General features: G+C 59.2%; 12 protein-coding genes and 2 tRNA genes. 2 read left to right on the plus strand and 12 right to left on the minus strand.

Going from position 1 to position 19,154, the window contains the following annotated elements:
- Window positions 1-23: 23 nt before the first annotated feature.
- Complete coding sequence (gene leuC, locus ACGG9J_RS03570; RefSeq protein WP_390133681.1) at window positions 24-1,427, minus strand: 3-isopropylmalate dehydratase large subunit; 1,404 nt, start codon at window positions 1,425-1,427, stop codon at window positions 24-26.
- 136 nt (window positions 1,428-1,563) lie between these two features.
- Here leuC and ACGG9J_RS03575 point away from each other — a divergent pair, with 136 nt between their 5' ends.
- Window positions 1,564-2,367, plus strand: a complete 804-nt coding sequence (locus tag ACGG9J_RS03575; RefSeq protein WP_390133683.1) for an IclR family transcriptional regulator — start codon at window positions 1,564-1,566, stop codon at window positions 2,365-2,367.
- A 27-nt stretch (window positions 2,368-2,394) separates the two neighbouring features.
- On the opposite strand, the gene ACGG9J_RS03580 is transcribed toward ACGG9J_RS03575, so the two are convergent.
- A complete protein-coding gene (locus ACGG9J_RS03580) occupies window positions 2,395-3,864 on the minus strand; it encodes a metallophosphoesterase family protein (protein WP_390133685.1) in 1,470 nt (489 codons plus the stop codon).
- A gap of 228 nt (window positions 3,865-4,092) precedes the next feature.
- Here ACGG9J_RS03580 and ACGG9J_RS03585 point away from each other — a divergent pair, with 228 nt between their 5' ends.
- Entirely contained in the window at window positions 4,093-5,052 is a 960-nt protein-coding gene (locus tag ACGG9J_RS03585; protein WP_390133687.1) for a polyprenyl synthetase family protein, read from the plus strand.
- Window positions 5,053-5,296: 244 nt separating this feature from the next.
- Here the strand turns inward: ACGG9J_RS03585 and ACGG9J_RS03590 are convergent, their stop codons facing one another.
- From ACGG9J_RS03590 to nrdD, 10 genes are all read right to left on the minus strand, one after another.
- Window positions 5,297-6,790: a cytochrome ubiquinol oxidase subunit I gene (locus ACGG9J_RS03590; protein ID WP_390133689.1), complete on the minus strand. Its 1,494-nt coding sequence runs from the start codon at window positions 6,788-6,790 to the stop codon at window positions 5,297-5,299.
- A 263-nt stretch (window positions 6,791-7,053) separates the two neighbouring features.
- On the minus strand, window positions 7,054-8,865 hold the full coding sequence (cydC, locus tag ACGG9J_RS03595) for a thiol reductant ABC exporter subunit CydC (protein WP_390133691.1): 1,812 nt from the start codon (window positions 8,863-8,865) through the stop codon (window positions 7,054-7,056).
- Between the two features lie 67 nt (window positions 8,866-8,932).
- Entirely contained in the window at window positions 8,933-10,903 is a 1,971-nt protein-coding gene (locus ACGG9J_RS03600) for an ABC transporter ATP-binding protein/permease (protein ID WP_390133693.1), read from the minus strand.
- Window positions 10,904-10,964: 61 nt separating this feature from the next.
- On the minus strand, window positions 10,965-12,017 hold the full coding sequence (cydB, locus tag ACGG9J_RS03605) for a cytochrome d ubiquinol oxidase subunit II (RefSeq protein WP_390133696.1): 1,053 nt from the start codon (window positions 12,015-12,017) through the stop codon (window positions 10,965-10,967).
- 302 nt (window positions 12,018-12,319) lie between these two features.
- A complete protein-coding gene (locus ACGG9J_RS03610) occupies window positions 12,320-13,495 on the minus strand; it encodes an NAD(P)/FAD-dependent oxidoreductase (protein WP_390133698.1) in 1,176 nt (391 codons plus the stop codon).
- Between the two features lie 316 nt (window positions 13,496-13,811).
- Window positions 13,812-13,883: transfer RNA gene (locus tag ACGG9J_RS03615), tRNA-Gln, on the minus strand.
- Between the two features lie 41 nt (window positions 13,884-13,924).
- A tRNA-Glu gene (locus ACGG9J_RS03620) sits at window positions 13,925-13,997 on the minus strand.
- A gap of 68 nt (window positions 13,998-14,065) precedes the next feature.
- Window positions 14,066-15,592 (minus strand): glutamate--tRNA ligase, encoded by a 1,527-nt coding sequence (gene gltX / locus ACGG9J_RS03625; RefSeq protein WP_390133700.1) that lies wholly within the window; start codon window positions 15,590-15,592, stop codon window positions 14,066-14,068.
- 56 nt (window positions 15,593-15,648) lie between these two features.
- The gene (gene nrdG, locus ACGG9J_RS03630; RefSeq protein ID WP_390133701.1) at window positions 15,649-16,371 is read right to left on the minus strand and encodes an anaerobic ribonucleoside-triphosphate reductase activating protein; all 723 of its coding nucleotides are present in this window, start codon (window positions 16,369-16,371) and stop codon (window positions 15,649-15,651) included.
- Window positions 16,372-16,440: 69 nt separating this feature from the next.
- A complete protein-coding gene (gene nrdD, locus ACGG9J_RS03635; protein ID WP_390133703.1) occupies window positions 16,441-18,837 on the minus strand; it encodes an anaerobic ribonucleoside-triphosphate reductase in 2,397 nt (798 codons plus the stop codon).
- Window positions 18,838-19,154 lie beyond the last annotated feature (317 nt).

The raw sequence follows: 19,154 nt of genomic DNA on the forward strand, positions 1-19,154 counted from the left end.
ACGATGATGAATGATTGATGGGCTTACAGATCGGCCGGGGAGCAGATGGTCCCCCTGATGGCCGTCGCCGCGGCCACCTCGGGCGAAGCCAGGTGCGTTCTGCCGCCCTTGCCCTGACGACCTTGGAAGTTGCGGTTGGATGTGGAAAGGGAACGCTCCCCCGGCACCAGCTGGTCCGGGTTCATCCCCAGGCACATGGAGCAGCCGGCGTTGCGCCATTCGGCTCCGAAGTCCTCAAAGATGCGGTCCAGCCCCTCCTTTTCAGCCTGAATGCGAACTCGCGAAGAAGCCGGAACTACCAAGACGCGGTGCAGATTCTTGGCCTTGTGGTGACCCTTCATGATGGCCGCAGCAGCACGAAGATCCTCGATGCGCCCGTTGGTGCAGGAGCCTATGAACACGGTGTCCACAGCGATGTCCCGGATGGGCATACCCGGCTGCAGACCCATATAGTCGATGGCTTCCTGAGCTGCCTGGCGCTTGGCCGGGTCGGCGATCTTTCCGGGCACAGGCACGTCAGCGGCAATGGGCAGGCCCTGTCCGGGGTTGGTGCCCCAGGTCACGTAGGGGGTCAGCTGGTCGGCATCCAGAATGACCTCCTTGTCGAAGACGGCATCCGGATCGGTGGGCAGGGTCCGCCAGTAGTCCAAGGCCTGCTCCCACATGGCTCCCTTGGGGGCGTGCGGCCGACCCTCCAAGTATGCAAAGGTGGTCTCATCCGGCGCGATCATCCCGGCACGAGCCCCGGCCTCGATGGACATATTGCAGATGGTCATGCGCGCGTCCATGGACATGCGTCGAATGACTTCACCGCGGTACTCCAGAACATGTCCTTGGCCGCCGCCGGTGCCGATCTTGGCGATGACCGCCAGAATGACGTCCTTGGCACCCACCCCCGGCTTGAGCTGTCCTTTGACGGTGATGGCCATGGTCTTGAAAGGCTTCAGGCTCAGGGTCTGAGTGGCCAGAACATGCTCCACCTCGGAAGTTCCGATGCCGAAGGCCAGAGCTCCAAAGGCCCCGTGGGTCGAGGTATGCGAATCACCGCAGACGATGGTCATGCCTGGCTGAGTCAGTCCCAGGACGGGCGCAAAAGCATGGACGATGCCCTGGTCCGCATCCCCCAATGGATGCAGACGGACCCCAAACTCGCGGCAGTTGCGCTCCAGAGTAGAGATCTGCAGTGCTGATACCTTGTCGGCAATGGGCCGATCGATATCGATGGTGGGGGTGTTGTGGTCCTCAGTGGCGATGACCTGATCCAAGTGGCGGATCTTTCGACCTGCCATACGCAAACCCTCGAAGGCCTGTGGACTGGTCACCTCGTGCATGAGCTGCAGATCGATGTAGATCAGATCGGGCTCGCCTCCCTGGCCCTTTCTGACCAAATGATCGGTCCAGACCTTTTCCGCCATTGTGCGTCCCATATCGCCTCCTGAAAGTCTACGACCGGCCAGGGCGCCAACCTTATCGGCACCCCGCCGGCCTCTTACCACCGAGTATGGAACTGCCCAAGCGTTATGAACTTTTGCATTTCATATACTGAGATGGCATAATTCAACCATGGACACACTTTCTTTGAACGACGACGACAAATACCCCTCCACAAACGATCAGACCGTGCATCAGGAGGAGATTCATTCGGGCGTCGGCGTTCTGGACAAGACGGTGCGAATTCTGGACACTTTGGAGACTGGACCCATGACCCTGGGCCAGCTTGTCAACGCCACCGGGCTGGCTCGCCCCACGGCTCACCGACTGGCCATAGCTTTGGAGCGCCACCGCTTCGTCCTGCGGGACGCGCATGGCCGCTTCGTCCTAGGCTCCCGTTTTGCCGAACTGGCTGCTGCCGCCGGCGAGGATCGACTGCTGACCGCTTCGGGGCCCATCCTGCATACACTGCTCAACCGTTCGGGCGAATCAGCCCAGATTTTCCGTCGCCAAGGGGAGGTCCGGGTCTGCATCGCTGCAGTGGAACGCGCCTCGGGCCTGCGCGACTCCATCCCCGTAGGCGCCCTGCTGTCCATGGATGCCGGGTCGGCAGCGCAGATTCTGCTGGCCTGGGAGGAGCCTGAGCGTCTTCATCAGGGTCTGCGACACGCCAAGTTCAACGCAGCGACTCTGGCCTCAGTCCGCAAGCGCGGTTGGGCCGAGTCCATCAACGAGCGCGAAGAGGGTGTCTGTTCCATCTCGGCCCCCATCCGCAATGGATCAGGTCAGGTCATGGCTGCCATATCCATCTCCGGACCGGTCAACCGCATGTCCACCACGCCAGGAAGACGCTACGCCCCCTTGGTCATGGCCGCTGGCAAATACCTGACCGAGGCCCTGCTGCGAGCCTCGTCCCCCGCACGTCGTAGGGTCTGAGCGGATTCCTGGCCTTTATCTCCGTCCTTACCGCCGCCGGGTGGAGCCCCAGGAGGCGATCAGCCCTGCAAGGGCCGTCAGGCCGCCTGCCAAGAACCCGGGCCGACGCAAGAGGTTGACCGCGTCCCCGGTTGAGGTGGGCACGTGGCTCATAGCGAAGGTATAGACCTTGTGGGATCCGGGGCGCCCCACCAATTGCCCGAATTCCAGGAGCTGGGTGCGAGGATGATGGGGATGGCGGATGTCGAATTCGAAAAGCCGGGCCGCCCGCTTGCCGGGTACCGGCCCGTAGGAGCCGAATCCGCATGTAGGCGTAGCGCCCAGAGTCAGATCCCCGCTGCGACCGACGAAGCCATTGCGATGGTCATGCCCGGCAAAGAGAGCGAAGTAGCCCCGTTTCCGGGTCAGCAGGTCATACTCGCCGCTGTCCTCATCCGGGCAGGAGACGCCTTCGCCCAGGTAGGAGCCCGGGCAGGTGCGTGATTCGTCCAGGATGTAGCACCGGGAGTCGAAGCTTCGGTATCCCTGGACTGCATAGGCTGTGGTGGCCGGCACCGGCTTGAGCAGATCATAGAACTGGGGAATGGGCATGTGCTGGAAGACTATGGATCGGTTGCCCAGAAGATCAGGAGCAGCCGCCAGGAAGTCCAGAGCCTGGGCCGAAGGCGAGCCATAGCCGCCTGCGCGGGCATAGTCGCCAGAGTCCAGCAGGACCAGGCCCATGACCACTCCACGACCATCGCAATCCGCCACAGGCAGGGCGAAGGTGCCAGGAGCGCAGACGAAGGCCGTCTGGTAGGGCAGGGCCGAGCCGATCAGCGCATGGACCCGATCAGGATGCGCGACCGTAGCCTCCGGGTTCAGGCAGCCGGGCACTTCCCGATATATGGCATCCATCTGATCGGTGTCCAGTCCGCACTGAAAGTCGTGGTTGCCATAGGTGACGACGAAGGGAATCCCGCGTTCAACCAGCGGGCCAGTGATCAGGCCAACGGTTCTGCGAACCAGATCCTCGGTGTGCTTGATGTTCTGCCGACGTACACGCTCGGCATCCCTGCTGCTGCCCCCCTGATGCTCTGGTTCCCGGCGGTCTACAGCTGTCGGGCCATCCTGGGGCTTGGAGGAGCGCTTCAGGGAGGCTCCGCCAAGCCCCAGGGCACCCCCCATGCTCAGACCAGCAGAGTATATGCCGTCCAGAGGAGTGCTCCAACGCCTTTTACGAAAGGTACGCTCGTAGGCTGTGTCATAGCCAGCCACCTGGTTGCCCGAGAAGACCACCAGATCGGGCTTAGCCGCATCACAAGCGGCGCCTATCAGCCTGATAGTGTCCGGGGAGACCTTGGGGCCTTCCTGAACGTCGGCCAGCTGCAGGAGTCTGAACTTGCCTGAGTAATGGAACTGAAGCCGCCCCAGCCGGGCCGAAACGGACAGCGGTCGATCATGCTCTTCCTCGCCGCCTTGTGGGGAGACTTGATCTGCGCGGTAATGCTGACTCATACACCTACACTACTTCACTCGGCTTTCGTACTCGGCTGATCTGTGCTGCCCCCTTACGATTGGTTCTCATTTTGAGGCTTCACCTCATCGTGACAGCAGCCTGATGTTAGCTTGGCCACATTGGCCACGGTAACAGCCAGGACCAAGCCGACAATCTCCGCGCATAGTCTTGAACTTGGTATATTGGTTATGTTGCGGTTCTCAACGAGTTAGAGGGAGCATACCTCCATGGCAGAAGGACAAGAGCTCCTGTTGCGCAAGGATCTTGAGCGAGTCGTCGACCGCCTGCATCAAGAGCGTACCCACGTGGCCCCATACCAGGAGGATTACCGTCGACTGCTGGACAACCACGGCAAGATGATCCGCGCTGCCATGGTGGTCCTCTTTGCGCGAGCCGACGCAGACGCTGAAGGACACTTGGACGACACTGTCATCACTGGCGCCGCCGCTATCGAGATGCTTCATCTGGCCACACTGGTTCATGACGACGTTCTGGACAATGCATCCATCCGCCGCAACAAGCCCACGGTCCACACCACACGAGGAAACAAGGCCGCTATCTATCTGGGAGACTTGATCCTCTCGCGCTACATGGAGATCATGGCCTCAATCGCTCCTGACACGGACTTTATTCGCGAGCAGGCTGGCACGGTGTGCGAGATTATAGGCGGCGAACTCTACCAGGAGTCCGAACGTCATCACACCCATATAACCGTGGACGATTACGACCGAGCCATCTCTGGCAAGACTGCAGCCCTCTTCCGCCTGGCATGTCTTACCGGGATCCGCCTTGACGGTCAGTCAACCGACCCGGCTTTGGAGCGTACCGCCAGTAACTTCGGCAGCAATCTGGGCATGGCCTTTCAGATCATCGATGACATCAACGATTTCGATCTGGATCGCGACACTGGCAAGCCCAAGCTGGAGGATATCCGCGACGGAATCTACACCCTGCCGGTTCTGCTGGGATTCCAGGAAGATGAGAACTTCAGAGCTTTGGTTCAGCAGGATGACCCCGACCAGGTGGTCGACTACCTCAGAGCCCATCCACAGCTGATGGAGAGCAGTCGGCAAACCGCCAAGGACTATCTGCAACGTGCAGCGGACAGCTTGGTGGATTCCCTCATGGACCCGAGCCTGCGTGAGCTGTTGCAGCAAATTATAGCCAAGCTGACCGCCCAGGTCTGACCAAATCGGTGTGACAGAACCCGTGTGATCAAAGCAAAGCGGGTGAGACCAGTCCGGTATCAGGCATAAGCCGAACATCCGTCGCAACTTTCACTTCATGCTCAGGATCGCTCTCTTCTCTGAATTTCACGCCGTCCACCACTGGCAGCAAAGCTCGACGACAGCGAATCCCCCGCCCCGAACCTTAGGGTCCGAAGCGGGGGATTCGCCGAAGGGGAAGGAAGCGTTTTGAGTTAGTCGACCGTCAGGCCAAGGCCACACGGGCCGGTGCGCCATGCACCTTGGTTGTCTGCGGCCCATTGCCGTCATCCGGCTTATAGAAGGGTCCCTGATGCAGGGTCCGCCTGGTGTAGAAGATCATGACTCCGCCTAGGACCAGGAAGAGCAGGAAGTAGACAATGCAGGTAAAGAGCAGGTTCGGTACGGTGCTAGTGGGTGAAACTCCATCGGCGATGGTCTGGAAACCATAAACCAGCCAAGGATAGCGTCCCAGCTCCGTCACCAGCCAGCCGCTGGTCGTCGCAGCGAAGGGGGCAAAGGTGAAGATGCCCATGATCCAGAGCTTCCAACGCGTGGTGAACAGCGTATTCTTCTTCTTGCGCGTGAACCAAAGCACCAATGCCGATATCAGCGCGAAGGAGAACCCGATCCCGACCATCAGGCGGAAGACCCAGAATAAGGTGGTGACCGGCACGTAGTAGTTCATATCCTTGCCATACTTGGCATCGTACTTCTCGTGCAGCTCCTTGTTGATGGAGTTCATTCCCTTGACAGCGCCGGTTTTCTTGCCGTAAGCCAGCTGAGACATGGCCCCGGGAATCTCGATGGACCCTTCGATCTTATGATCCTTCTCATTGATCAGTGCCACGGCATTCCAAGGAGCAGGATCGCCAGTGTCCTCGTAGATGCCCTCAGTGGCGGCCAGCTTCATGGGCTGATCAGTCACGATGTACTTGCCCTGCAGATCGCCGTAGGTAATCACGCAGATGGAGCCAATAAGCCCAATCAGAGCGGCAAGACGGATGGACTTGGTGAACAGGTTGACCTTGGCCTGCTTCTCCGAGTCTGCCTCGACAGCGGCCACAGCCTTGTCCTTGTTCCCCATATGCATCCTCAGCAAGCTGAAAGCGCTGCAGCCCATGACCACGAAGGCCCCTGTGCAGACGGCGGCGAAGAAGACATGGGGGAATTCGATCCACAGCTGAGGATTGGACATGACGTCACCAAAACTGCGCAGTCGCACATGACCGGTTGCTTGGTTGATCTCGAAGCCGACCGGGTGCTGCATGAAGCTGTTGGCAGCCAGAATCCAGATGGCCGACATAGAGGAGCCCAGGAAAGTCAGCCAGATAAAGAGCGCATGCACAGCCGGCTTGAACCGATTCCAGGTGAACATCCACACGCCGATGAAGGTTGACTCCAGGAAGAATGCCAGCAAGGCCTCAATAGCCAGAGGGGCGCCAAAGATATCGCCCATAAACCGGGAATAGTTGGACCAGTTCATGCCGAACTGGAACTCCTGGATGATGCCGGTGACAACGCCGACCGCAAAGGAAAGCAGGAAGATCTTCGACCAGAACATGGTCATCTTCTTGTAGACATCCTTCTTGGTCACCACATAGATGGTCTCCATGATCGCGACAGCGAGGGCCAGACCGATGGTCATGGGGACATAGAAGAAGTGGAATATCGTCGTCATGGCGAACTGGAATCTGGACAATCCCAATACAGTGAACATCGTTCCTCCCAATCTCTCTGCAGGGTTCGTCGGGCGCGGGTACACGGGTCGAATCCGAGCAGATTCAGATATGACCAAGCTTGTGCCCAAGAGAGCCTTTCAGTTCTCCCCGACTTCGCGACCTGGTCGCTTCCACGGGCTCCGGCCTCCATACCGTCCAGTCCATGAACCGACGGCGCACAGTGACCGGCCGGGAAGCCATCCGCCAGGATCGACGACCCGACAACCGTGCAAAATTCATTGCTCGGGAAACAGCCTGATGGTCATTCAACAGGGGTCCGTCCATCTGAATCTGACTGCTTTCCCAAGTATATCCCTTGACCGTCGTCCTTGTCCACGTCGGAGACGTCCATGCGATAAAGTTCACGAAAACGGGCATTCTCCCGGTACAAATCAACCGGGCGGCCCTGCATGGCGATGTGACCGTCCTGCATGAAGATGACCTGGTCTGCCTCCTCCAGCCCCTGCAGGTGGTGGGTCACCCAAAGAAGTGTGCGATCCTGGCTGATCTTGAAGATCATGGCCATCAGCCGACGCTCGGTTATAGGATCCAGACCGATGGTAGGCTCGTCCAGAAGGATGATCGGCGTGCGTTTCAGCACAATCCTGGCCAGGGCCAGACGCTGGCGCTGGCCACCTGAAAGACGGCCACCAGCCTCATCCACCAACGTGTTTATCCCCTGGGGCATGCCAGCCACGACCTGATCCAGCTGTACAGCCCTCAAGGCCTGGCGAACCTGATCATCATCGGCCTGGGGAGCGCCCAGACGCACGTTGGAGGCAATAGTGGTGTTGAAGAGGAAGGCCTGCTGGTTCAGGTAGCCAAAGAGCTCAGGACGCTGATCCTGCAAGGCATCGACCGGTATTCCATTGATCAGGATGCGGCCACTGGTGGGGCGCAGGTCGCCCAGGAGCAGCTGAAGGACCGTCGTCTTGCCTTCGCCGCTGGGACCGAGCAGGGCCACGCGCTGCCCACCTTCGATTCGCAGGCTGAAGTCGTCCAGCAGCAGGGGGTCATCAGGACCATAGGAGAAGCTGACATGGTCGAAGACGATTGACTTGATCGGCCCCTCCAGCCTGGTCTGGGCGCTCGGCTCAATTCTCCGGGACTCGACCCGCTCGGTCAGATCATTCAGGTGGTCCAGCGAGTCTGTGTAGAGGGGAACCTCGGCCACGGCCTGGGAGACCACGATGAAGCAGTCGACCAGGGGGAAAACCGCCAGGACCACGGCTGCCGCGAAGTCCGCAATAGAGGTGGAGCTGGTCATACGCAGATCCGCTCCTACAATCAGAGCCACCACCATGAGGGCGAAAATCATCTGGATGCCGCAGTTGCGCCAGCGTTCAAACCGCTTCTGCTCTTTGCGGCCGGTGGCGATGTCGTTGAAGTCACCGGACGCCGTGTCCACGAAGCGCCGCCGACGGCGGGTAATCACCCAATCCCCCAGGCCCATGTAGCTCTCGGTCACTGCAGTGTATTGATCCTGCCGCCGTGCCTTCTCCATGTCGTAACGCCCGTCTGAATAAGCCAGCGAGACCAGCGGGATCAGGATCAAGATCAGGGCGAAAAGCAGGAAGAGCAGGAGCGAGGTCAGCCAGGAGAAGACGCCTACGGCAATGGTCACCACCACCCACATCATATAGGCTACGACCGTGGGGAAGATGGTGCGCAGGTAGAAGTTCTCCAGATGGTCCAGGTCGTCCGAGAGCATGCCCAGGACCGTGCCTGTGCGCTCATGCTCGTTCAGGAAGGCCGCATCCTGCGAGAGGGTGCGGTAGAGCTGAACACGCAGCTTGGAAACCACCCGGAGCACCCAATCATGGCTCTTGATGCGCTCCATGTACTTGAATGTGGGTCGTCCGATGCCGAAAGCCCTGGTAAGGACCACCGGCACGTATACGGCGAAGATGTTGAAGGGATGGCGGGCCGACCTGCTGATCAGGAATCCCGATGTGAACATCAGTCCAGCCGCGCACACGAAGGTGATGGTTCCCAGGAAGAAGATCAGGGCAAGCAGCCCCTTGTTTTCACGCAGGTAGGGCCAGAACCAATGATCCCGGTGCCAGATATGCATGTAGCCTGACAGCCCGCGGCCGCGGCGGGAGGACTGCGACGTTCCCGTGCCATTTCTTCCGGCGGTTTCAGTCCTGCTGGTAGTCGGCAATCTGGTTCCCTCCCATCTCATCGATCAGCGCATCCAAGGGTCCGCCCTGACCGATCAGCTTGCGCGGATCGCCCTGGGCCACAATTCTTCCATGCTCCAGCATGATCACCCAGTTCATGTTGGCCAGCCAGTGCAGCCGGTGGGTGGCCAGGACAACCAAGTGCCCGTCCATGATGGGCAGCAGGGTCTGCTTCAGGTCGTATTCGGTCTCGATGTCCAGGTGGGCTGTGGGCTCGTCAAAGAACAGGATCTCGCGTGAGGGGTCCAGGATCCCCCTGGCCAAGGCGATTCGCTGGGCCTGGCCTCCGCTGATGCCGCGGTTGCCCTCTCCGATTTGGGTACCCAGACCGTCGGGCAATGTTTTCAGCCAGTCGGTCAGTCCAGCCCGGTCGGCTGCGCGGGCCACCTGGTCATCATCTGCATCTTGGTTGTAGAAGCGAATATTGTCGGACACAGTGCCGTGGAAGATGAAGGGGTTCTGCGGAATATAGCTGATGTGCCGCTGCCAAGCAGCCACGTTGCAGTGCTCCAGCTGATGACCATCAAGATCGATGGTGCCTGCCTTGGGCTGGTCAAAGCCGGCCAGCAGATCCATCAGCGTGGACTTGCCGGCTCCCGAGCGGCCGACAATGGCCACCTTCGAAAAACCATGCAGGTTGAAGTCCAGACCGCTCAATGCCAGAGGCTGCCCCTCCGAACTCACCTCGGACCCACTGATCGGTGAATCCGCAGCAGCCTCGACTCTGGTTCCTTGTGGTGCTGTAGAACCGGACTCAGACAAAACCAGCGTCCCATCACCGTCATGAACCTTGGATGTCTTGGGCATGTGGCTCTTCTTGCTGCTCTTTTGACTCTCGGACTTGGCCATGGCATCCATCTGAGCGCCGGCTGAAGCGTTGCTCTCCACCGGCTTGGGGCCGGGATAGGCGAAGTCGATTCCTTCCAGACGCAGGTGGCTGTCTTCCGTCCACCCGGACCAGTCCAGTTTCTCCAAGCGCTTAGGCTCAGGTTGTGCCAGCATATCCACGATGTCATCCAGGGCATTCTTGCCGTTCAGAGTAGCGTGGAAGTCGTCTCCGAACTGACGGATGGGCATAAAGTACTCAGGAGCCAGAATCAGAGCCAGCAGAGCAGGAAAGAGCTCCACTTTGCCATTGATCAGATTGTTGCCCAGGAAGACGGCCATGATGGCGATGGCCAAGGTAGCAAAGAAGTCCAGAGCAAAGGTGGAGGTCATGGCCACGCGGATAACGCTCATGGTTCTCTTGCGGAAGCGGTCCGAAACCGAATAGATCTCGTCCTCATACTCCTTATCAATGCCCAGCATCTTCAGGGTCGGCAGACCCAGGACCGTATCCATGAATCTAGTGTTGAGCTTGCGGAACTGGGCGTACTGCCGACTGGAGCGGTCTCTGGCAGCCAGACCCAGGATGACCATGAAGAAGATAAGCAGGGGCAGCATGAGCAGGAGGATCAGCCCAGAACCCGCATCCTGAGTCCAGACCACCGCCAGGACAATAAGGGGGATGAAGATGAGATCCATCATCTTCGGCAGAACCGTCAGCACGTAGGTACGCACCTGATCGAGTCCGTCAACCAGCATGGTGACGGCCGAACCCGTGCCACGCCGAGCCAGAGCCGATGGTCCCAGCGAAAAGACCTTGTCCTGGATGCTCGGCCGCAACTCGGACACAATGGCATCAGCACGGTCTGTGGCGATACGGTCCTTGGCCACGTCGCAGAGCTGTCGACAGGTATAGGCAGCCAAGAAGATCAGTACTGGCGCCACCAGCACCTTCAGGTTCTGAAGGTGCCAAATACGGACCAAAGCCAAGGTCAGCCCATAGGCCTGTACCACTACACCGACGCCCTGGACCAGGGACAGTGCGGCCAGCAGGCCCAGGGTGGACCTGACGCCGTCGAAACGGAAGAGACTCTTATCGATCAATGCATCATCCTCTGGATACGCTCAGGTCCTGCCAGCACTGTCCCCTTGGCCCCGTTGATTTTCAGAGGGTCTCAGCCACAGTGGCCGAAGGAGCCACAGGCGTGGTCAAATGGGCGCCATCGGTGTCCAGCCGCTTGCGCTGGATAAAGTAGCTCCAGATGAAGTAGGCCAGCATGATGGGCAGGAAGATGCAGAGCACCACAGTCATGATCTTCATGGTCAACGGAGAAGCCGAAGCATCCTGGATCAGCAGGTTGTGGGCCGGGTCGTCAGCGATCATCACGCGCGGGAAGAGCCCGTTGAAGATAAAGGCGATGATGGCCATCAAGGTGATGCCCGAGCAAGTGAAGGCATAGCCGCCGCGCTTCTTGAAGTCGGCAACATGGCCTCCGATGACCGACGCCAGGATGATCACCGTGATCAGCCAGGTAGACAGGGGGCGGGCTTTGTAGAAATCAGTGTTGAAAATGGCTAGAAGCACAAAGACAACCAGGGCCGGATAGGCGATCCAGTAGGCCTTCTCACTGACGTTGAGCATCCGCCGAGAGTCCATGGCACCCAGCTTCAAACTCAGGAAGTGCAGGCCATGAACGAAGCTGAAGAAGACTACAGCAATGCCGCCAACCACAGACAGCCAGTTGAAAACGTCGAAGAACCCGGGCCAGGCATCACCGTTCTTGTCCATGGGAATGCCCTGGATCAGGCTGGTCAGCATCATGCCCAGGAAGAAAGGAGCGAAGAGGGAGCCGATGAAGTTGGCCCACTGCCAGACGCCACGCTCACGGCTGGTCAGGGCATGGGAGGCGAACTCGAAGGAGACGCCGCGCAGGATCAGAGAGACCAGCACCAGGAAGAGCAGGAGGTAATACCCCGAAAAGAGGGAAGCATACCAAAGCGGGAAGGCTGCGAACATAGCGCCGCCGGCGGTAATCAACCAGACCTCATTGCCATCCCAATGGGGGCCAATAGCCCTCATGAAAGTGGCGCGCTCATCACCGTCACGAGCCACGAACCTGGTGGCCATGCCAACGCCGAAGTCGAACCCTTCCAGCAGAAGGAACCCTGCAAAAAGCAGACCAATGATGAAGAACCAGAAACCTTGTAGGAAACTCATGCTAATACCACTCTCCTCTCGCTCCTGCCGATCCGCGTACCAGCACGGGAATCTCCGCAATCCTGGCGGGGACCGCAGCCGACCACGGTTCCCACCTGGAAGAGGAAGAGCAGGAGGTAGTCAATACTCTTAATGAACACGGGACTGGGGGCCATCGTCGACAAGGACGAGCCGATTCGAGGCAGGAGTGGGGCGGACATGCTTCTCATCGCAGAACGATGCTGCAACATCCTCATGGCATGAACCATGTTCGTCCTCCTTTCCCTGATCGCCTTACCCATTGCGTCCATTGCAACGGCGGTTCAGTTGCTCTCCAACATGGTACGCACATCGGCCAATTCCAGAACCGACCGCTCGTTGACGATCCACTTCAGAACCGAAACAACCTTGCCCTTGAGCTTCAGCGTGCCCATTCGGTCGATTTCGGCAACCCCGTCGTGAGGACCGAGAGAGCACACGGTCCCTAGGCTTCGGAAGGTGAACCGCTGGGGCTCCTGCCCCCGCAGTCTGGCGAGGACATTCGCGGCTGCAGTTTCAGCCTGGGCCATCGAAATCTGTGCAGTAGTGGGGTAGAGCCGACCCGATTGGGGGTCGGGAACGGCGCTGACATCACCCACTAGGAATTCCTCTGGATGCTGATCCACCGACAGGTCATCCCTGACCACTACACGGTTACGCTTCTGATTATACCCGGAGTCGGCAATGATGTGGCTGCCGCGCACACCCGTTGTCCAAATGATTGTATGGGCCTTGAACTCCTGGCCATTGGAGACAACGGCATCTTCCTTGACCTCAGTAATAGGAGTCGAGGTATGGAAAGTAACTCCCCGCTTGCGCAGGTAATCCACAGCCCAGTCGACCAGGTCCTTGCTGAACATGGGCAGAATCTTTGGCGAGGCCTCTATGCAGTCCACCTTGACCTGATCCATAGGGAAGCCCAGACGCTTGGACAGCTGAGGCAGCCGGTAGACCAGCTCACCTAGGTATTCGATGCTGGTGAAGCCCGCGCCGCATACCGCGATGCTCAGATCCAGCGGATCATGGCTGGTCTGGTAGCGAGCCAGCGTCTGCTCCAGTTTTTTGCGGGCCGCCAGGGCTGTATCCACGTCAATAATGGGCCAGCCGTACTCATCGGCTCCTTTGATGCCGAAAGTCTCGGACTCGAATCCCAGGGCATTGATCAGATAATCATAGGAAAGGGGATCATGATGCTCCAGGCTGACCCGGCGGTTGTCCCGATCAATGCCGACCACCTTGTCGACGATCAGCTCCACCGAATCAGGCAGGGACTTGCGGAGGTCGAAGACTACGTCCGCCGGCTCCTTGGTGCCCGCCGCCACCTGATGCAGCTGGGTGGACTCGTAGTGGTATTCATTCTGATTGACCAGGACTACATGGGCATCAGTCTTTGCATGAGCCAGCTTCTTGACTGCGCGAAGACCCGCATAACCAGCTCCCAACACCATGATTGTCGTCATAATCACACACCTCTACCAAAAAAATCGTACGATAATTCGTATACCGGGTGATGTTGCCCGATCAGCCGATGATTGGGTCCATCACTCAAGCCTCTATGCTCAAAGTAGCAGATTCCATCATCGGAAACTCTGACATAGCAGTCTGCCGGGCCTCCTCTTTTTGTTTGCTTGCTCACACCGCAGGCAACTTTCGTGGACACATCCAGCCGCCGCTTTGCGGACCGGAAGCAATCCTAAGAACTATGGTAATCCGTAAATAAAAAGAAGCGGATCACCGTGTCGGTGTTCCGCTCCTTGAGACTTGATGTCTCTACCGCTGGGGTACCTGGACTCGAACCAAGAATGGATGAACCAGAATCACCTGTGTTGCCAATTACACCATACCCCAATTGGCTGTGCGACAATCGCTTGGACGGTTGCCACATGTCGTACCCCCGACCGGATTTGGACCGGTGTTGGCGCCGTGAGAGGGCGTAGTCCTAGACCGCTAGACGACGGGGGCTTCACTTTTCGCCGCGTACGAACCCGGTTCAACAGGTCAGTAGCACAACAAAAAAGAAATATACCCGATCAGAGGTTTTGGCGCAAGTTGATCATCCTTCGGAGTGTTGTGTCCTTGCCCAGGATCTCCAGGGACTCGAACAGAGGCGGCGAGACCCGCCTTCCCGAGACCGCCACCCTGACCGGACCGAATGCCAGGCGGGGCTTATAGCCGCCCTCCTCCACCAGCGCCCGAGTAAGCAGATCGTGCAGGTGGTCGGTCTTCCAGTCCTGGGTGGACACATCCTGCAGAGCGGCAATAGCCAAGTCCAGGACCTGTCCGGCGGAATCCTTGAGCTGCTTGCGGGCATCCGGCTCGGGTTCCAGGTACTCCTCCTGGCTGAGGAGACTGCCCACCATGCCGGAAACCTCGCCCAGCAGGCGCACACGAGGCTGGACCAAGGGGGCGGCAGCGGTCAGAATTCTCTGCTCCCGATCGCTCAGGTCCTGCCAGTGCTCGGCGCTCACCAGCCCGTCGCGCTTGAGGTAGGGCAGGGACCGGTCCAGGAAGTCCTGCGGCTCCAGCATGCGGATGTGCTCGGCGTTGATGGCCACGGCCTTGTCGATGTCGAAGTGGGCCGGATTGGCCTTGACATCGCGGATGTCGAAGTGCTCAACCATCTCATCCATGGAGAAGACATCACGATCCGGACCGATTGACCAGCCCAGCAGGGCCAGATAGTTGAGCAGACCTTCAGGAATGAAGCCATGCTCCCGGTGAAGGAAAAGATTGGACTCAGGGTCGCGCTTGGACAGCTTCTTCTTGCCCTGGCCCATGACGTAGGGCAGGTGCCCGAACAGGGGCATGGCCCGGGCTATGCCCAGCTTCATCAGGTACCGATAGAGGACGATCTGCCGGGGTGTGGAGCTGAGCAGATCCTCGCCGCGCAGGACCACGTTGATGCGCATCAGGGCATCATCGACCGGATTGGTCAGAGTATAAAGTGGATCGCCATTGGGGCGCACAATCACATAGTCGGGCACGGATCCGGCCTTGAACTCGATATGCCCACGGATCAGATCGTCGAAGGCAATGTCCTCGTCGGGCATGCGGATGCGCAGGGCGGGGCGCCTGCCCTGTTCGCGGAAAGCCTGCCGCTGCTCCTCGCTCAGGTCGCGGTCATAGCCGTCATAGCCGAAAGCGGCCGGACGGCCGGCAGCCAGGTTGCGGTCCTTGATCTCTTCAGCGGTGGAGTAGGACTCGTAGGCGTAGCCGGCATCCAGCAGCTGCCGAGCAACATGGCGGTAGATGTCGCCGCGCTCCGACTGCCGGTAGGGGCCGTCCGGACCGCCTACTTCGACCCCTTCGTCCCAGTCAAGCCCCAGCCACTTGAGAGCGTCCAAAATCTGCCGGTAGCTCTCCTCGCTGTCGCGCTGGGCATCCGTGTCCTCGATGCGGAAGACGAAGGTGCCGTGCGAGTGCCGTGCCTGGGCCCAGTTGAAGAGGGCTGTGCGGACCATGCCCACATGCGGGGTGCCGGTCGGCGAAGGGCAGAAGCGGACCCTCAGGTCCTTGGGCAGGTCGGGTTTAGCGTCGTGATCATGCTCATCAGTCATGACACCCATTGTGCCCCGGCAAGGCGACGTTGACCAAGACCGGGCAGGAGCCAGCATTAGCCCCGCTGCTGCTCTTGCTGCCGGTCCTTGCTGTAGTTCTCCGGAATAAACCTGGTCTGGTCGTGCAGCTTGGACCAGATGACCACCTGGCCCTGCTCCAAAGAACGCGGTACGTCGATGATCCGCTGGTTGTCGGAGCCTCGGAACTGAAGCAGGCTGTTCTTCCGATTCTCCAAGTACCGTCCGTCCACCAGCACGTCAAGATAGGAGATCAGCTGGGCCTTGTCCGGGGTCTCCCCCGGCCGGTTCAGCTCTTCCCAAGTGTAGCCGGTCCAGCACCAGATATCCTTTTCGTGGCCGAACTCACGCCGGATCCGCTCCGAAAGGCCAAGCAGCATGGGGGTGTTGAGCAGAGGCTCCCCGCCCAGGTAGGTGATGCCCTGCACATAAGACAACGACAGGTCCGTGATGATGCGGTCCTCAAGCTGTTGGGTGTAGGGGTGCCCGGCGCCGAAGTCCCAGATGGATGAGTTGTAGCACCCCTGGCAACGGAAGGGGCAACCGCTGACATATAGGGAGCAGCGGATGCCTTCGCCATCGGTCATGACCAGTCGTTTATAGTCCGCCACAATTCCGCGGCTAAGCCGACGTCCGTCCCACTGGCCGGCCTTGGGATTGTTGGTCAGCACAGAGGGAACCCCTGGACCGCGCCCCTGCTCATCAGCCGCAAAGTCACGGTGGCCGCCTGTCTTTCTCATGCCCCCCTGTTTGCCTGTCATCTGATCCTCCTCATGACAATGGCGGGCCGCAAACTGCCCGGCCCGCCATTGGTTGCGTCTTCTCAGAGCCTATTCGGCCTTGTCGTCGAACCACTCCTTGGTGGAGCCGTCCTTGAGGACCACATGGCCGGTCTCACCCTCCATGTGCTTGACGCGGTGGGCGATCTCCTCGTGCCTGCCGTGGACCATGGGCCGCTGAACGGGGTTGCCCAAGTAGCCGCAAGTGCGCTTGGTCACGTTGCACTTGTCAGGGTCATCGTTGCCACACTCGGGGCACTTGAAGCCCTCCTCAGTGGGCTCGAAATCACCCTCATAGCCGCATACGAAGCAGTGGTCGATAGGGGTGTTGGTGCCCAGATAGCCGATGCCGATGTCGTAGGCGTAGTCCCAGACCGCCTCCAGGGCCTTGGGGTTCTGCTGCATGGAGGGGAACTCGCAGTAGTTGATGAACCCGCCCGAGGCCAGATAGGGGAAGTCCCGCTCGTAGCTGAGCTTCTCCATAGGCGTGGGCCGCAGCCAGACCGGGTAATGGAAGCTGTTGGTGTAGAAGTCATGGTCGGTCACACCGTCGACTACGCCGAATTTCTCCTTGTCCATACGAGCAAAGCGATCAGTCAGCGACTCGGCCGGGGTGGAGTAGACCGAATAATGGTATCCCTCGGCCTTCTCCCACTGCTTGCAGAGCTGGTTCATCCGGCGCACAATGCTCAGTGCGAATTCCTTACCATCCGGATCCCAGCTGTGGTCCTTCATCCAGTCCTTGCCGTAGAAGACACTAGTGGCCTCGTAAAGACCGATATAACCCAGCGAAACAGTGGCGCGGCTGTTACGGAAGAGGGTGTCCACACTGTCGGTCGGCTTCAGCCTGCCGAAAGCGCCGTACTGGTAGAGAGTTGGGGCATTGATGGGCGTGGCCTGCTTGCAGCGCATAATGCGGAACTGCAGAGCGTGGTGGGCCACCTCCATGCGCTGGTCGAAGATCTTCCAGAAGCGATCCTTGTCCCCGCGGGACTCCAGAGCGATGCGCGGGATATTGACGGTGACGACGCCGAGGTTCATACGGCCGTCCTCTTCGTCCTCACCCGTCTCAGGGTTGGTCCAGCCCTGCAGGAAGGAGCGGCAGCCCATGGGGGCCTTGAAGGAACCGGTGATCTTGACCAGGTTCTCGTAGAAGACCACGTCAGGATACATGCGCTTGGTCGAGCACTCCAGGGCCAGCTGCTTCATGTCGTAGTTAGGATCGCCCTCGTCCGCGTTCAGACCATGCTTGATGGTGAAGACCAGCTTGGGGAAGATGGCGGTGTGGCGATCCTTGCCCAGTCCGCGGATGCGAATCAGGAAGATGGCCCGCTGAATCTCCCGGGCGAACCAGGAGGTGCCCAGACCGAAGCCAACGGTAACGAAAGGTGTTTGTCCATTGCTGACACGGTTGGAGTTGATCTGGTACTCCATGGTCTGCATGGCATCGTAGATGTTCTTGCGGGTCAGGATCTTGGCATAGACCTGACGCAGCCGAACGATCTGCGGAGCATCCAGATCGAAGGGGGCATCCTCGCCGATGGGGGCGCGATCGTCCAGGTGCAGCCAGTCGGCCTCCCGAGCCTTGAGGCCGCGGACGACATCCTTGGCCACGTCAATGGGCTCCTCGTCCGGCAGAACAGCCTCAGCCATGGAATAGTTCTTCTTGTAGTCCAGACGTGCATACTTGTCCAGCATCTCGTCGCAGCGGTTGACGGTCTGGCCGCCATACTGGGAGCCTGCGATGTCCTTGATGATCTGGGTGATCTGCGTGGCGGCTGTACCGATGGACTTGGGCGAGTCCATCATGGCGTTGCCCAGCTCGAAGCCATGGGCCAGCATGTCGCCGAAGTCAGGCAGGGAGCAGTTGGTCTCGGCCGTAAAGGGCGAGTAGTCCGCGTCGTGGAAGTGAATATCGCCCTTCATGTGGGCATTGGAGACATCCTTGGGCAGCATGGCGAAAGCCGAGGCCTTGGAGACCGCTCCGGCCAGCAGGTCGCGCTGAGTGGCGTAGACGTTGGCATCCTTGTTGGCGTTCTCACGCACCAAGGTCTCGTCCTTGCTGGTCAGGCGGTGAACAGCCTCGTTGACATCAGTGGCCTTGGCACGCTGAATGTCGCGGTCGAGACGGTAGGAGGTATAGGAGCGTGCGATCTCGTAAAGATGGGCATTGACCAGGGCATGCTCGACCAGGGTCTGGATGTCTTCGATCTTGACCGGGTTGGTGTAGCGATCGGTGATCTCGGACTGAACGGTCAAGGCCATACCACGGATCTGCTGGCGATCCTCAGGGCTGACCTCGTGCTTGACATCCTTGAAGGCGGCTTCGATGGCGTTCATGATGTTGACGGGATCAAAATCGACGATCCGGCCGTCGCGCTTCTCAACCAGAATGCCTTCGACAGCATCGCGATCCGAAATGCCACGCTCCTTCACGGGATCGGTCATGACCTCAGTATCCATCGTCACTCCTCAATACCTCATACGATTGCTCATGTGCAGTTGCTTTGGCGTTCCCGAATTCCATACCAGGAACGGCGAATCACATGGATGTTATTATTGCTGACAAGACTCACTCTATCACGCCCTGACCACCATATGTAGTGCCTGAGGATGATTAGTCGACTATATTTAGTAATTCTCATATTTTGTGAACTGAGTCACAAATTGGAAAGTCTGAACAAAGGCGGCAAATGGCCGAAAGGTCGGTGGAAATCATTTACGAGGACGACACAGCCTCCCGACACGCGCACATTTTGTCGAGC

Origin of the sequence: Bifidobacterium apicola, from assembly GCF_042846865.1 — a bacterium.
In the GTDB taxonomy this organism is placed as follows: Bacteria; Actinomycetota; Actinomycetes; order Actinomycetales; family Bifidobacteriaceae; genus Bombiscardovia; species Bombiscardovia apicola.

Coding starts and splice junctions, on each gene's coding strand:
- leuC (WP_390133681.1), bottom strand. CDS start 1,427: ATGGGACGCACAATGGCGGAAAAGGTCTGGACCGATCATTTGGTCAGA.
- ACGG9J_RS03575 (WP_390133683.1), top strand. CDS start 1,564: ATGGACACACTTTCTTTGAACGACGACGACAAATACCCCTCCACAAAC.
- ACGG9J_RS03580 (WP_390133685.1), bottom strand. CDS start 3,864: ATGAGTCAGCATTACCGCGCAGATCAAGTCTCCCCACAAGGCGGCGAG.
- ACGG9J_RS03585 (WP_390133687.1), top strand. CDS start 4,093: ATGGCAGAAGGACAAGAGCTCCTGTTGCGCAAGGATCTTGAGCGAGTC.
- ACGG9J_RS03590 (WP_390133689.1), bottom strand. CDS start 6,790: ATGTTCACTGTATTGGGATTGTCCAGATTCCAGTTCGCCATGACGACG.
- cydC (WP_390133691.1), bottom strand. CDS start 8,865: ATGCATATCTGGCACCGGGATCATTGGTTCTGGCCCTACCTGCGTGAA.
- cydB (WP_390133696.1), bottom strand. CDS start 12,017: ATGAGTTTCCTACAAGGTTTCTGGTTCTTCATCATTGGTCTGCTTTTT.
- ACGG9J_RS03610 (WP_390133698.1), bottom strand. CDS start 13,495: ATGACGACAATCATGGTGTTGGGAGCTGGTTATGCGGGTCTTCGCGCA.
- gltX (WP_390133700.1), bottom strand. CDS start 15,592: ATGACTGATGAGCATGATCACGACGCTAAACCCGACCTGCCCAAGGAC.
- nrdG (WP_390133701.1), bottom strand. CDS start 16,371: ATGACAGGCAAACAGGGGGGCATGAGAAAGACAGGCGGCCACCGTGAC.
- nrdD (WP_390133703.1), bottom strand. CDS start 18,837: ATGACCGATCCCGTGAAGGAGCGTGGCATTTCGGATCGCGATGCTGTC.